The organism is Jatrophihabitans lederbergiae (assembly GCF_031845305.1).
Classification (GTDB): Bacteria; Actinomycetota; Actinomycetes; order Mycobacteriales; family Jatrophihabitantaceae; genus Jatrophihabitans_A; species Jatrophihabitans_A lederbergiae.
In genome coordinates, this window is record NZ_JAVREH010000002.1 from 25,693 (window position 1) to 40,256 (window position 14,564).

Annotated in this window: 13 protein-coding genes and 1 riboswitch; of the genes, 11 read left to right on the forward strand and 2 right to left on the reverse strand. The window is 69.7% G+C overall.

The window, feature by feature from the left end; translation table 11 throughout:
* Window positions 1-42 precede the first annotated feature (42 nt).
* From RM423_RS01575 to RM423_RS01585, 3 genes are all read left to right on the forward strand, one after another.
* Entirely contained in the window at window positions 43-891 is an 849-nt protein-coding gene (locus tag RM423_RS01575) for a metallophosphoesterase family protein (RefSeq protein ID WP_311421240.1), read from the forward strand.
* Window positions 888-1,553, forward strand: coding sequence for a 4'-phosphopantetheinyl transferase family protein (locus tag RM423_RS01580; RefSeq protein WP_311421241.1), 666 nt, complete (start codon window positions 888-890; stop codon window positions 1,551-1,553). The genes RM423_RS01575 and RM423_RS01580 overlap by 4 nt, the downstream gene beginning before the upstream one ends.
* Before the next feature lie 80 nt (window positions 1,554-1,633).
* Window positions 1,634-2,905, forward strand: a complete 1,272-nt coding sequence (locus RM423_RS01585; protein WP_311421242.1) for an FAD-binding protein — start codon at window positions 1,634-1,636, stop codon at window positions 2,903-2,905.
* Between the two features lie 42 nt (window positions 2,906-2,947).
* Here RM423_RS01585 and RM423_RS01590 read toward each other — a convergent pair whose 3' ends face one another.
* Window positions 2,948-4,048, reverse strand: a complete 1,101-nt coding sequence (locus RM423_RS01590) for a LuxR C-terminal-related transcriptional regulator (protein ID WP_311421243.1) — start codon at window positions 4,046-4,048, stop codon at window positions 2,948-2,950.
* A gap of 276 nt (window positions 4,049-4,324) precedes the next feature.
* Here RM423_RS01590 and RM423_RS01595 point away from each other — a divergent pair, with 276 nt between their 5' ends.
* The 6 genes from RM423_RS01595 (at window position 4,325) to RM423_RS01620 (ending at window position 11,125) form a co-directional block, all read left to right on the forward strand.
* Window positions 4,325-5,689 carry a PAS domain S-box protein gene (locus RM423_RS01595; protein WP_311421244.1) on the forward strand — a complete coding sequence of 455 codons (1,365 nt, stop codon included), beginning with the start codon at window positions 4,325-4,327 and terminating at the stop codon, window positions 5,687-5,689.
* Window positions 5,690-5,823: 134 nt separating this feature from the next.
* A complete protein-coding gene (locus tag RM423_RS01600; protein ID WP_311421245.1) occupies window positions 5,824-6,585 on the forward strand; it encodes a (Fe-S)-binding protein in 762 nt (253 codons plus the stop codon).
* Window positions 6,582-8,063 carry a LutB/LldF family L-lactate oxidation iron-sulfur protein gene (locus RM423_RS01605; RefSeq protein ID WP_311421246.1) on the forward strand — a complete coding sequence of 494 codons (1,482 nt, stop codon included), beginning with the start codon at window positions 6,582-6,584 and terminating at the stop codon, window positions 8,061-8,063. The genes RM423_RS01600 and RM423_RS01605 overlap by 4 nt, the downstream gene beginning before the upstream one ends.
* Window positions 8,060-8,800: a LutC/YkgG family protein gene (locus RM423_RS01610; protein WP_311421247.1), complete on the forward strand. Its 741-nt coding sequence runs from the start codon at window positions 8,060-8,062 to the stop codon at window positions 8,798-8,800. Before RM423_RS01605 ends, RM423_RS01610 begins: the two co-directional genes overlap by 4 nt.
* A 10-nt stretch (window positions 8,801-8,810) precedes the next feature.
* On the forward strand, window positions 8,811-10,178 hold the full coding sequence (locus tag RM423_RS01615) for a mycothione reductase (RefSeq protein WP_311421248.1): 1,368 nt from the start codon (window positions 8,811-8,813) through the stop codon (window positions 10,176-10,178).
* Window positions 10,175-11,125, forward strand: a complete 951-nt coding sequence (locus RM423_RS01620; protein ID WP_311421249.1) for an ROK family protein — start codon at window positions 10,175-10,177, stop codon at window positions 11,123-11,125. The genes RM423_RS01615 and RM423_RS01620 overlap by 4 nt, the downstream gene beginning before the upstream one ends.
* A 62-nt stretch (window positions 11,126-11,187) precedes the next feature.
* Here RM423_RS01620 and thiD read toward each other — a convergent pair whose 3' ends face one another.
* Window positions 11,188-12,147, reverse strand: coding sequence for a bifunctional hydroxymethylpyrimidine kinase/phosphomethylpyrimidine kinase (thiD, locus tag RM423_RS01625; RefSeq protein WP_311421250.1), 960 nt, complete (start codon window positions 12,145-12,147; stop codon window positions 11,188-11,190).
* A 13-nt stretch (window positions 12,148-12,160) separates the two neighbouring features.
* A riboswitch (TPP riboswitch) is annotated at window positions 12,161-12,290 on the forward strand.
* On the opposite strand from thiD, the gene RM423_RS01630 reads away from it, so the two are divergent.
* Window positions 12,288-13,667, forward strand: a complete 1,380-nt coding sequence (locus RM423_RS01630; protein WP_311421251.1) for a purine-cytosine permease family protein — start codon at window positions 12,288-12,290, stop codon at window positions 13,665-13,667. Its footprint overlaps the riboswitch before it by 3 nt.
* Before the next feature lie 9 nt (window positions 13,668-13,676).
* Entirely contained in the window at window positions 13,677-14,462 is a 786-nt protein-coding gene (locus RM423_RS01635; RefSeq protein WP_311421252.1) for a thiazole synthase, read from the forward strand.
* Window positions 14,463-14,564 lie beyond the last annotated feature (102 nt).

Below are 14,564 nucleotides of genomic sequence, written 5' to 3' on the forward strand. Positions count from 1 at the left end.
TCACACCATGCCTCAGCGGTCTGGCAGATTGGCTCGATTTCCGTGACAGCGCCACCGGCGACACCGAGACTGCTCGCAGTCAGCGACCTGCACACCGGTTATCCCGACAACCGCGAGGTGATCGGAAAGCTGCGCCCCGACACCGACGAGGACTGGCTGATCGTCGCCGGTGACGTCGCGGAGCGGGCCGACGAGATCGAGCGGGTGCTGAGCACGCTCAAGCAGCGGTTCTCCACCGTGCTGTGGGCGCCGGGCAACCACGAGCTGTGGTCGCACCCGTCCGACCCGCTGGCCCTGCGCGGCGAGCCGCGCTACCAGCACCTGGTCCAGCGCTGCCGCGATGCCGGCGTGCTGACGCCCGAGGACGAGTACCCGATCTGGCGCGGCCCCGGCGGCCCGGTCACCGTCGCCCCGCTGTTCCTGCTCTACGACTACACGTTCCTGCCCCCGGGCATCGACACCCAGGAGGCGGCGCTGGCGCTGGCGTACGAGACCGGCGTGGTGTGCACCGACGAGCACCTGCTGCATCCCGATCCGTACCCGAGCCGAGAGGCCTGGTGCCGGGCCCGGGTCGCCTACACCGAGCAGCGGCTGGACGCCCGGGATCCCGCGCTGCCCACGATCCTGGTGAACCACTTTCCGATGACCCGGCATCCCACCCTCGTGCTGCGCTATCCGCAGTTCGCCCAGTGGTGCGGCACGGTCCTGACCGCGGACTGGCACGTCCGCTACAACGCCCGCGCCGTCGTGTACGGCCACCTGCACATTCCCCGCACCACGTCAGAGGACGGCGTCCGGTTCGAGGAGGTCTCACTGGGCTATCCCCGTGAGTGGCGCCCGCGCGAGCGGCACGCACCGTGGCCGCGGCAGATCCTTCCGGAGCCGGTGTGATCTCGAGCCTGCTGCCCGACTGGGTGGCGACCTGCGAGGCCTACCACGACGCGTCCGAGGACGCCCTCTTTCCGGCCGAGCGAGACATCATCACCAGGGCCGTGCAGAAGCGGCGCTCGGAGTTCACCACGGTTCGGGTGTGCGCGCGTGCGGCGCTGGCTCAGCTCGGGATCGCGCCGGCGCCGATCCTGCCCGGGCTGCGCGGCGCCCCCGGCTGGCCGGACGGGGTGATCGGCAGCATGACGCACTGCGACGGCTACCGCGCGGCCGCCGTCGCTCTCGGCTCGTCCGGGGCCGGCATCGGCATCGACGCCGAGCCGCACGGCCCGCTGCCCGACGGGGTGATCAGGCTGGTTGCCAGGCCCGAAGAGTACGAGCGCCTCGACGCGCTGGCCACCGGCCATCCCGGGGTGCACTGGGACCGCCTGCTGTTCAGCATGAAGGAGTCCGTCTACAAGGCGTGGTTTCCCCTCACCGGCCGGTGGCTGGACTTCCAGGAGGCCAGCATCACCATGCGGCCCGAGTACGGCACCTTCTCGGCGGAGCTACTCGTGCCAGGACCGACCGTGGGCGGCAGCGAAATCACCGCGTTCCAGGGGCGGTTCGTGGTTTCCGACGGCCTGGTACTGAGCGCTATCACGGTCGGCGCCGGGATGGGCTGACCCTGCCGGGTCCCCGCCACGCGGTGCCGGCGGACTACCGTTTGCCTGGTACCTGATCGTGGGCGACGGAGGCTGGCGACATGAACCGCGCACTGACGAACTGGGCCGGCAACGTCACATTCGGCGCCGCGCGCTACCACGAGCCCGCCTCGGTGCCTGAGCTGCAGCAGATCGTCGCGGCCGCCCGGCAGGTGCGTGCGCTGGGAACAGGCCACTCCTTCAACCGGATCGCAGACACTGCGGGCGACCTCGTCTCGGTCGCCGCGCTGCCCAGGATCATCGAGCTCGATCCCGACACGGCCACGGTGCGGGTGTCCGGCGGCGTGCGCTACGGCGATTTAGCCGTGCGGGTCAACGAGGCGGGATTCGCCCTGCGCAACCTCGGCTCGTTGCCGCACATCTCCGTTGCCGGCGCGTGCGCGACCGGGACCCACGGCTCCGGCGACGCCAATCAGATCCTGCCCGCATCGGTGTCGGCGGTCGAGGTGGTGACCGCCGACGGTGAACTGGTGACCGTCAGCCGCGAGTCGGACCCGGACGATTTCGGCGGCTGGGTGCTCGCACTCGGCAGCCTGGGCATCGTCGTTTCGCTGACACTGGACCTGCAGCCGGCCTTCCTGATGCGCCAGGACATCTACGACGGGGTGCCGCAAGAGCGGTTGCTGGACCAGCTCGATGAGATCTTCGCCAGCGCCTACAGCGTCAGCCTGTTCACCGACTGGCAGCGGCCCGGGCGGTACCAGACGTGGTTCAAGCTGCGAGCCGAGGTGGGGGACACCACGCCGCCCGCGCCGACCCGCTTCGGCGGTACCGCGGCCGACAGCGGCCGGCACCCCATTCCGCAGCTGACCGGAGAGGACGCCACCCAACAGCTCGGCGTGGTCGGACCGTGGCACGAGCGGCTGCCGCACTTCCGGCCCGAGTTCACCCCGAGCAAGGGCGACGAGCTGCAGTCGGAATACCTGTTTCCCCGCGAGCACGCCGCCGAGGCCATCAACGCCCTCAGCGAGATGGGCAGCCTGCTGGCGCCGATCCTGCTGGTCTCCGAGATCCGGACGGTCGCCGCGGACGGCCTCTGGCTGAGCCCGGCGTATCACCAGGACAGCATGGCGTTTCACTTCACCTGGATTCGCGACCTTGAGGCGGTCACCCCGGTGCTCGTCGAGATCGAGCGAGTGCTGGCGCCCTTCGAGGCCAGGCCGCACTGGGGAAAGGTGTTCGTCGCGGGACCGGAGCAGGTCAGCCCGCTGTACCAGCGCTACCACGACTTCCAGCGCCTGCTGGCCCGTCAGGACCCGTCCGGCAAGTTCCGCAACGAGCTCATCGACCGGTACTTTGCCGTTCCGGGCTAACCCATCCTGCCTAGGAGTACGACCCCATCGCGCGCGCCTGGTTCACAGCTCCGGCGGCGGGAGCTGCGTGCGGCGCAGCAGCACGATGAGCTCCTGCTGGGAGCGGACACCCAGCTTGGCGAAGACCGAGGACAGATGATTGCGGACGGTGCTCTTGCCGATGAAGAGCGCTCCAGCGATGGCGGGTGCCCGGTCGCCGGCAAGCAGGCGGGTGACGATGTCGAGTTCCCGGCTCGTCAGTTGGCTCAGGCCGGGGGTCTGGGCAGTGTCGAGTTCGGTCAGTTCCCGGGACTCGCTGACGGCCTCGACGCCGTGCCGCAAGCTGGACAGCATTCGCTCGAGCTCCGCCGCGGATACGGTGGGGTCGGTCGTTTCCTCATCGCCCCCACCGGGTTTCCGGCCGGTGCGTGGGCCGGTGTTCTCGAAAACCCCGTTATCCGGGACGGTATTCGCTGAAGCCAGTTCTTCGGTCTCGGTAGCGACCACCTCCAGGGCGAATACGCACGTCGGTGCCGGACTCAGCGGCAGCAGCACCAGTTGGCACGGCAATGGTTCCTCATCCGTACGGAGCACCCGCAGTCGCAGGGTCACTCCGTGCTCGCTGCTGGTCGCCTCAGCGAGGGCGCGCAACAGGCTCGGGAGATCCTCTGGATGCGCCAGGCGCAGCAGTGACCGTCCGATCACCTCGATCGCTCGATCACCCAGTAGCCGGTGGACGTTCTCGCTGATGCGGTCGATCACCAATTGATCATTGGTGGTGCCGACCACCGTGTCCGCGTCGACCACCGTGACCGGGCTGGCCGGCGACCATTCGGTCGGGAGAGTGCGTGCCTCGGTCTCGAAGAGCAGGGCCACGACGTAGCGCGGTGCGGATCGGCCGCCGATCGCCCGGACCCACATGGTCAACGGCGTACCACCACGCCCAGCCAAAAGCGACCGACTGGTCTGATATCCGTTGAGCCGGCCGCGTGCGAGCAGATCCTCGGCTTCCGTCGGCGTCTCGTCGACGAACTCGCTCAGCAGCCTGCCCTCGACCTGCTCGTCCGGCGCGGCGATCACACTCCTGGCAGCGGGACTGGCCGCGACGATTCGCTCCGACGGCAGTTGCAGCATCACCACCGCGAGCGGGCTCTGTGACACCACCTGCCGTGCCTCGGCGCTGGGTTCCTGCGCTGCCGAAACGCTGTGACTGTGTTGCACACGGCGCCCCCTTCGATCCTTGTCCACACCATTCACCCCCGTTTGTACCGACGGTAGCCGGAGAAAGGGTCTTTACCTCACCAATTCAGCGACCAATGCATACCGCGCGGCCGATCGGCGTCGCAGCAGTGACGATCCGTCTATAGATCGCAGGCGACGAAACACACAGACTGGTGTGAACACCCCGATAGCTATCGACCGTAGAGGCTGGAGAACCGCGTGGATTCACAGGAACTGCTCGCGACTGCGCCGGGATCGCGCGACGGCCACGACACCGAGCGTTCCACAGTCGTTATCGGAATCAACTTGGTGGGCGAGGTGATTGTCTGGTCGCCCGCGGCGGCCCGACTCCTTGGCTGGAGTGCCGCAGAGGTACTGGGGCGTCCCGCGGTCGAGCTCATCGATTGGGGAGTCGATGCCAGGGACGCAGCGAAGTTCTTGTTCGTCGGTGGCAGCGGCGTCTGGATCCGCGAGCATGTCGTCACGGCGAAATCGGGAAAGCGGATCAGGCTGCGGACCACCGCCTCGATCGTGGCCGGGCCGGACGGCGCGGATGAGGTTCTTGCCTCCAGCGTTGAGGTTCTGGAGTCGACCGTCTCGACCGTGATGTCAACCGGCGCCCAACCGTTCCGTGCGCTGGTGGAACGAGGCAGTGACCTGATGCTGCTGTGCGCCGAGGACGTGACGATCAGCTACGCGGGTCCCTCGCTGAGCCAGCTCTTCGGGTACCTGCCGCGCGAGCTCGTCGGCGGCTCGCTGTCGGACTTCGTGCACCCTGAGGACGTGCCAGCACTGCGACACGACTGGGAAAGCCTGCTGGCACATCCGGACCGGGAGACGAGCCTCGACGTCCGGATCAGCAACCGGACCAGTCGCTGGCGCTGGGTCGAGCTGCGGATCAGCAACCTGATCGCCGACGCTTCCGTCGCGGCGATGGTCCTCAACATCAGGGACATCACCGAGCAGCGTGAGGCTGCCGATGCCCTCGCTGCCAAGGAAGAGCTGTTGCGATCCATCGTCGACGCGGGCTTCGACGGGGTGTGGGTCGTCGATCATTCCGGCGCGACCGTCTTCGCCAACGCCCGGATGGCGGAGCTGCTGGGAGTCAGCGAAGCCGCCCTCGCGAAAGCCGTCGTGTCCGACTTCTTCGACGCGGCCGCTTGCGAGCTGTTGCGCACGCCGGTGCCTGGCAGGCCGACCGGCATACGGGTGGAGGCGGACATCCCCTTCGTCCGGCGCGATGGCGAGCGACGCTGGCTCAGCATCTCGGCGGTGCCCTATCGCGACGGGAACGGGCACCCGCTGGGCACCGTGTCGCTGTGCAGCGACGTCACCGACCACGCGCAACTCGAAGAGAATGTGCCCGGCCTGCACCGGCTGTCGCGGCGGGAGCTCGAAGTGGTGCGCAGGCTGCTCGACGGCGACCGCGTACCCGCGATAGCGGACCAGCTCTTCATCAGCCAGAGCACCATCCGCAACCACCTGTCCTCGGTGTTCCGCAAGCTTCGGGTGCGGTCGCAGCAAGAGCTGATAGAGCTGCTGAGAGGGCACCGGCTGACCGATCCGGGGGAACGGCGGTCCTGACTCAGTGACCTGGAGAACATACCGTCCGGATGGTTCGTGAAGCCGTTGATGGCCCATTGCTGGGGCACTGACGGTCGGCCGAGGCAGCCGGCCGGACGGCGCCTACCCTGGACGCTTGACCCCGGGAGGTGCATATGCGCGTCGCTCTGTTCCTGACGTGCCTGGTCGATGGAATGTTCCCCGACGTCGGCAAGGCCACGGTGCGGTTGCTCCGCAGGCTCGGGTGCGAGGTGGAGGTTCCACTGGCCCAGACCTGCTGCGGGCAGATGCACATCAACACCGGTTACCCACGGCAGGCACTGCCTCTCGTCGGGAACCATGTCGACACCTTCGCCGGCTACGACGCGGTGGTCATACCGTCCGGATCGTGCGCGGGCTCCATCCGGCACCAGCACGCCGAGCTGGCCCGGGAGTCCGGCCGGCCGGCGCTGGCCGCCGCCGCCGAAGATATCGCCGCTCGCACCTACGAGCTGTCCGAGTTCCTGATCGACGTCCTGGGAGTGACGGATGTGGGCGCGTACTACCCGCACCGGGTGACCTACCACCCCACCTGCCACTCGCTACGGATTCTGCGGGTGGGCGACCGGCCGCTGCGGCTGCTGCGAGAGGTCGGCGGCCTGGAGCTGATCGAACTCCCTGCCGCGCAGGAGTGCTGCGGCTTCGGCGGCACCTTTGCGCTCAAGAACGCCGACACCTCGACCGCCATGCTCACGGACAAGATCAGCAACGTGGTCTCCACCCGCGCCGAGGTGTGCACCGCGGGTGACTCGTCCTGCCTCATGCACATCGGTGGCGGCCTGGCCCGGCTGCGGGCGGGAGTGCGGACCGTCCACCTCGCCGAGATCCTGGCCAGCACCGGCTCCAGGGCGGCGCTGGACGCGGCAGGGGTGTCATGACGTTCCTCGGCATGCCGGTGGCTTCGCCGGGAACCGGCCACCTTCGCGGCGAGCAGTCCTTTCCGGACGCGGCGGGCAAGGCGCTGCGCGACAGCCAGCTGCGCCGCAACCTCGGCAGCGCCACCGCCACGATCCGCGCCAAACGGGCGTGCGTGGTGGCCGAGCTCGAGGACTGGGATGAGCTGCGGTCAGCCGGCGCCGCCATCAAGGACGAGGTGCTCGCCCACCTGGACCGCTACCTGATCCAGCTGGAGGAACAGGTCCTCGCCCACGGCGGCACGGTGCACTGGGCCCGCGACGCCGACGAGGCGAACGAGATCGTCACCGGCCTGGTGCGGGCCACCGGCGCCCGCGAGGTCGTGAAGGTCAAGTCGATGGCGACGCAGGAGATCGGGCTGAACGAGGCGCTCGAAGCCGCCGGCATCGCCGCGATCGAGACCGACCTGGCCGAGCTCATCGTGCAGCTGGGCCACGACCGGCCCAGCCACATCCTGGTGCCGGCGATCCACCGCAACCGTTCGGAGATCCGCGAGATCTTCCGCCGCGAGATGGCCGGCGTCGACCCGGAACTCACCGACGAGCCGGCCGCGCTGGCCGAGGCTGCCCGCAGGCACCTGCGCCAGAAGTTCCTGCAGGCCGAGGTGGCGATCTCGGGAGCGAACTTCGCCGTGGCCGAGACGGGCACGCTCGCCGTCGTGGAGTCCGAGGGCAACGGCCGGATGTGCCTCACGCTGCCTCGCACGCTGATCACCGTTATGGGGATCGAGAAGCTCGTCCCGACCTGGCGCGATCTCGAGGTGTTTCTGCAACTGCTGCCCCGGTCCTCGACCGGTGAGCGGATGAATCCATACACCTCGATGTGGACGGGGGCGACCGAGGGTCAGGACTTTCACCTGGTACTGCTCGACAACGGGCGGAGCGCGACGCTGGCCGACCCGCGGGGGCGGGCCGCGCTGCGGTGCATCCGCTGCTCGGCGTGCCTGAACGTCTGCCCGGTGTACGAGCGAGCCGGCGGGCATGCCTACGGCTCGGTGTATCCGGGCCCGATCGGCGCGGTGCTCTCGCCACAGCTCACCGGTTTGGGCGCCAACACCGACAACGCCTCGCTGCCGTTCGCGTCCTCGCTGTGCGGAGCCTGCTACGACGTGTGCCCGGTGGCGATCGACATCCCGTCCATGCTGGTGCATCTTCGCTCCCGGGCCGTTGATGCCAAGCGCGCCGAGCGCCGGCTGCCCTCACCGGAAGAGGCCGCGATGGCGGCGGTGGCCTGGTCCATGGCCAACGGCACGCGCTGGACCAGGGCCCTGCGTGCCGGCCGGCTCGGCCGGCTGTTCGGCTCACGGGCAGCCGGTTCGGACGGCGGGATCAGAAGGTTGCCGCCGCCGCTGTCGGCCTGGACGGGTGCCCGGGACCTGCCGCCGCCCCCGGCCGAGACGTTCCGGGACTGGTGGGTACGCACCGGCAGGGACGAGTCGTGAGCGCATCGGCGGAAGGGCTGAGTGCCCGGGACGAGGTGCTGGCGCGGATTCGGACGGCGCTCTCGGACCGGCCCGAGCCCGCCCCGGTGGCCCGGCATTACCGCCTTGCCGGTGAGCACGAACTGCAGCGGGGCGCGGACGGCGCCGATGGGCGGGACGCCCGGACGGCGCTGCTCAACCGGCTGGTGGACCGGCTCGTCGACTACCGGGCAACCGTGCACCGCGCCGACGCCGGCACCGCGGCGGAGGTGATCGCCGCCGCTCTGGACCAGCACGGCGCGCGCCGGGTGGTGGCTCCGGCCGGCTTTCCACCGGAGTTGCTGGCCGCCGTGCGGACCACCGTGGTCCGCGACGACCCGCCGCTCAGCACTCCCGAACTCGACGGGCTCGACGGCGTGCTGACGACCTGCGCGCTGGCGGTGGCCGAGACCGGAACGGTGGTGCTCGACTCGGGTCCCGGCCAGGGCCGGCGGGCGCTGACGCTGGTGCCGGACTATCACCTGATCGTGGTCGGCGAGGACCAGGTCGTGGCCAACGTCCCGGATGCGGTGGCCTTGCTCGACGCCACCCGCCCGCTGACCTGGATCAGCGGCCCCAGCGCCACCAGTGACATCGAGCTGTCCCGGGTAGAGGGCGTGCACGGGCCGCGCACCCTGGTCGTGGTGCTGGTTTCGCCACCGCTACCGGACGGGCACCTCGCGACACCGTTGGGCGAAACGTCCCCGGCCCGGCAGTAAGCTGACGCCCGTGGCCGACTTTGAGCTCGCGATAATTGGCAGCGGTTCCGGGAACTCGCTCATCACTCCGGACTTCGCCGGCAAGCCGGTCGCCATCGTGGAATCCGGCAGCTTCGGGGGCACCTGCCTGAATGTCGGCTGCATCCCCACCAAGATGTACGTCTACGCCGCCGATGTCGCCAACACCATCCGGCACTCGGCGCGCTTCGGCGTCGACTCTCGGTTCGAGGGCGCCCGGTGGGCCGACATCCGCGACCGGGTCTTCGGCCGGATCGATCCCATCTCGGCGGGCGGCCTGGCGTACCGGACCAACGGCGAGAACACCACGACCTTCCTCGGACGCGGGCAGTTCACCGGGCCCAAGACGATCAAGGTCGAAACCGGGGAAGAGTTCAGCGCCGACCAGATCGTGATCGCCGCCGGTGGGCGTCCGATGATTCCGGACGTGGTCGCCCAGTCCGGCGTGACCTACTACACCTCCGACACGATCATGCGCATCGACAAGCTGCCCGAGCGGCTGCTGACCCTGGGCGCGGGCTACATCGGCGCCGAGTTCGCACACGTGTTCTCGGCGCTCGGCTCGCAGGTCACCGTCGTCTCGCGCGGGATGCGGCTGCTGCGCCACCTGGACTCCGAGATCGCCGACCGTTTCACCGTGGTCGCGTCCGGCCAGTGGGACCTCAAGCTCAGCGCCCAGCTCAGCAAGGTCACCGGGGACGCCGACGAGATCCGGCTGGACTTTCTCGACGGCACCTCCCTGGTCGGCGACGCGCTGCTCGTCGCCACCGGCCGGGTGTCGAACGCCGACACCCTGGACCTGCCCGCCGCCGGCATCGCCACCACGATCGACGGCCGCGTCCAGGTCGACTGCCACGGCCGCACGAACGTCGAGGGCGTGTGGGCGCTCGGCGATGTCTCGTCGGACTACCAGCTCAAGCACGTCGCCAACCACGAGGCCCGGGTGGTGGCGCACAACCTCACTCACCCCGAGGACCTGCGCAAGTTCGACCACCGCTTCGTTCCGGCCGCGGTGTTCACCCAGCCCCAGATCGCCAGCGTCGGCCTGACCGAAGAGGCGGCAAGGGCACGCGACCTGCGTTACGTGGTCGCCACCCAGGACTTCGGCGACACTGCCTACGGCTGGGCGACCGAGGATCAGACCGGCATCTGCAAGCTGATCGCCGATCCGGACACCGGGCTGCTGCTCGGGGCGCACCTGATGGGTTACCAGGCCTCGAACCTGATCCAGCCGCTGGTCCAGGCGATGTCCTTCGGCCAGCGGGTACAGGACGTCGCACGAGGGCAGTACTGGATCCACCCGGCGCTGATGGAGGTCGTCGAGAACGCCCTGCTCAAGCTCGGCCTGAACGAATCGTGAACACCCGGAGCCGGCCCGCCGGTGAGCCGGCCGTCGGCCGGGCCACTCCGAAGCCCCGTCAGCCCGACGCCATCCCGGTGCTCGAGGTCGGTGGCACGCACGTGACGGCGGCCTGGGTCAGCCCCGTCGACTGGCACACCAGCCAGGTGTACCGGACGGAGTTGCGCGCCGAGAGCACGGCCGCCGAACTGATCGAGGGCCTGGTCGCTGCCGCGGCGACGCTTGGGGCGGAAGAGGGCTCCACCTGGGGAATCGCGATGCCCGGGCCGTTCGACTACACCCGCGGCGTCGCCCACTACGCCGGCGTCGGCAAGTTCGAGGGCCTGAACGGGGTGGACGTCCGGTCCGAGCTGCACCAGGCGCTGCCGCACCAGCCTGGCTCGATCACGTTCATCAACGACGCGAGCGCATTCCTGAGCGGTGAGTGGCTGGTCGGAGCGGCGCGCGGAGCGACTCGGTGTGCCGCCGTCACGCTGGGCACCGGAGTGGGTTCCGCCTTTCTAGACAAGGGCACTGTGGTTGACAGCGGTCCGTCGGTGCCGCCGCACGCCGAGGTGCACCTGCTCGACCACGCCGGCCGGCCGCTGGAGGACTGGGTGTCCCGGCGGGCTATCCGGCGCGCGTACGCGACGGCGACCGGGCGTCCTGACGATACGGACGTGAAAGAGATTGCCGACCTGGCCAGAAGCGGCGACCCGACCGCGCGCGACGCCTTCACCGCGGCGTTCACCGTGCTGGGCGAGGTGCTCGGGCCGTGGCTGGAAACCTTCGGCGCGGACATGCTCGTGATCGGCGGTTCCATCAGCCGGTCCTGGGACCTGATCGAGGAGCCACTGCGCCGCGGACTGTCCCGGCACGCCTCGTGCCACTTCGCGATCGGCCTGGCGGAGCATCCCGAGGTGGCGCCGCTGGTGGGTGCGGCGTACCCGGCCGCCTATCCCAACTGAGCCTGCCCAACTGAGCCTGCCCACCTGATCCTGCCTAACCGGGCGGACCTACCTGAGCGTGGCTACCTCAGTTGGCCTGCTTGAGCCGGGTTGCCGGCTGGTGAGCTCGTCGGCGGGCGCATCGAGCGCACGTCCAGCACGTCCACCGGACCGTCCCCGGCGCCGAGGCCGACCAGCCCGTGCTTGACGGCCGAAGCCGCCACCAGGGCGGCCTGCCGCGCGGCCTGCGCAACGGGCAGCCCCCGAGCAAGGCAGGCGGCGAGGGCGGCGGAGTGCGTGCAGCCGGCCCCGTGGGTCGCCGCCACCGGATACCGGGGCACCGGGATGTCGAGATGCTGGCCGTCGGCGTACAGGTGGTCGATGTGCTGCTGCCCGTGCCCGCCGGTGACCAGCACGCCACGGGCGCCCATGGCGACCAGCGCCTCGGCGATCTCGGCGCGGTCCTCGCTGCCCAGGCCGGTGAGTGCCTGTGCCTCCATCAGGTTCGGCGTGATCACCGTCGCCAGCGGGAACAGCAGCTCGACGAGCGCGCCGACCGCGTCCTCGCGCAGCAGTTGGGCGCCGGACGAGGCGATCATGACCGGGTCCACCACCAGCGGCACGTCGCGGCCCGCCAGCGCCTGGGCCACCGTGGTGATGATCTGCTCGGAGAACAGCATGCCGGTCTTGATGGCGGCCGGTGGCAGATCGTCGAAGATGGCGTCCAGCTGCGCGAGGATGAAGTCCGGCGGGCATTCGTGGACCGCGTTGACGCCCACGGTGTTCTGGGCGGTCAGCGCGACGATCGCCGACATCCCGTGCACGCCGCAGCGGGCGAACGCCTTGAGATCGGCCTGGATGCCCGCACCGCCGCCGGAGTCCGACGAGGCGATGGTGAGCGCTCTGATCGGCGCGGGGCGCCCGGGACTGTCGGGGGCGCTGTCCACGGCACCGTTGGCCGCATCGGAGGCGGTATCGGACGCCGCATCATTCGCGGTGTCGGTGAAGCGGGCGTTTACGGGATTGTCGCTGGTCGGCTGCACCGTACTAACCTAGAACAGTCCCCGCGGGAGCCTGCGTGATCGGGCTGAGAGGTGCGGCGTAACAGGGTTTGCTCTGTGCGGCCGCCGACCGCTTGAACCTGATCCGGCTAATACCGGCGAAGGGAGAGAGGTGGCCACCCATGGCTGTCGATACCCATCCTGATCTTTCCATTGACGATGCGCACGCCGAGGCGCCCACCACGCTGAACGAGGCCGCGCCCCGCACCCTGAGCCTGTTCGACCAGTTCGGCTTCTGGGGCAATGTCGGCGTCAGCCTGCTCGGGTTCAGCGGGGCAATCGCGATCCTGGCCCCGTACGGCGTGCAGCCGCTTAGCATGGCGGCGGCGGTCTCGGCCGTCGTGGTCGGTTCGGTGCTTGGCGGCCTGATCCTGGGTGCCTCGCTGGTGCTGGGCGCCCGGACCGGCGCGCCGGCGATGGTGCTGCTGCGCGGGCTGCTGGGCACCAAGGCCTCGTTCGTGCCGACCGCGCTCAACATCGCCCAGTGCCTGGGCTGGGCCGTCTTCGAACTGGTGACCATCTCGACCGGCCTGCAGGCCCTGACGTCCGGGGACCTGCCGCGCTGGCTGTGCCTGCTGCTGGCCGGAGTCGTGACCACCGCCCTGACGATCCGGCCGCTGGGCTGGATCCGGGCGCTGCGCAAGTACGTCTCGGTGCTGGTGGTGTTCGCGCTGGTGGTGCTGGCGATCGGCCTGCTGCGCAACCCGGTGCCGGCGCTGAGCGGGTCCTGGCAGGGTTTCTGGCTGGCCGTCGACTCCGCAATGGCCCTGACGATCTCGTGGGTGCCGTTGGGCGCCGACTACTCCCGGCACTCGCGCTCGTCGCGCGCGGCGTTCGCGGGTGGCTTTCTCGGGTACGGAGTGACCCAGATCGCCTGCCTGGTGATCGGGTTGGTCGCCCTCGCGCAGGTCGCCCAGGACGGCAGCCGGATCTTCGATCTGTTCATCGGCCTGCCGCTGGGCACCCTGGCCTTCGCGATCCTGGTGATCCGCGAGACCGACCAGAGCTTTGCCAACGTCTACTCCACCGCGGTCTCGCTGCAGAACCTCAGGTCCTCGCTGGACCGCCGGGTATTGACCGTGATCATCGGCGTGCTCACCACGGCGCTGGCGCTCACCATCAACATCAACGACTACGCCAACTTCCTCTACCTGATCGGCGCGGTCTTCATTCCAATGTCGGGTGCGCTCATCGCGGCCTGGATTCGCAGCCAGGGCCGGGGCTGGGACACCTCCGAGGACGCTCCGGCCCGGCCCGGCATGCTGCTGGCCTGGCTGGTCGGGTTCGTGGTCTACCAGCTGATCAATCCCGGCTCCATCGCGCACTGGTCGGACTTCTGGACGTCGGTCGGCACCCGGGCGCACACGCTGGGCCACCCGTGGCTGTCGGCCTCCATAGCCTCGTTCGTGGTGGCCGTCCTGCTGGCGCTGCCGTTCGGGTCGCCCCGACCCATCCGGTCGCACCGGTCAGAGATGCCAGCCGCAAGCAACTCGCACACCTGAGAGGGACGCATGAGCACTTCCGAATCGCTGGTCATAGCCGGTACCGAGTTCTCGTCCCGGCTCATCGTCGGCACCGGGGGAGCGCCCAGCCTCGACGGCTTGGCCGATCTGCTGGTGGAGTCCGGCACGCAGCTGACGACGGTCGCGATGCGCCGGGTGGACGCGGGCTCGGCCGGGTCGGTGCTGGACGTGCTGCGGGCGACCGGCGTCCAGGTGCTACCGAACACGGCGGGCTGTCGAACCGCGGCCGAGGCGGTGCTGACCGCCAAGCTGGCCCGCGAGGCGCTGCAGACCGACTGGGTCAAGGTCGAGGTGGTGGCCGACGAGCGCACCCTGTTGCCGGACGGCACGGAGTTGCTGGAGGCGTGTGAGCAGCTGGTGGACGCCGGCTTCACCGTCCTGCCCTACACCAACGACGATCCGGTGCTGGCCAAGCGGCTGGAGCAGGTCGGCTGCGCGGCGGTGATGCCCGGCGGCGCGCCGATCGGCTCCGGCCTGGGCATCCGAAACCCGCACAACATCGCGCTGATCGTCGAGCAGGCCGGCGTGCCGGTGATCCTGGACGCCGGCATCGGCAGCGCCGGTGACGCGCTCGCCGCGATGGAGCTGGGCTGCGACGCGGTGCTGGTGGCCTCGGCGGTCACCCGCGCCGCCGATCCGGTGCGGATGGCCCGGGCGATGCGGCTGGCGGTTCAGGCCGGGCGCGACTCGTGTCTGGCGGGGCGCATTCCGCGCCGCTGGTGGGCCGAGGCGTCCTCACCGTACGAGGGGATGCTCACCGGCATGCTGACTTAACCGATATATAGCGAACCGCCGATACTCCGTAGCTCACGGTGTGGAGTCATGAGGTGCGGACCGGCCGAGGTGGAACGCCAGCCGGTACCCGAGGCGGAGTAC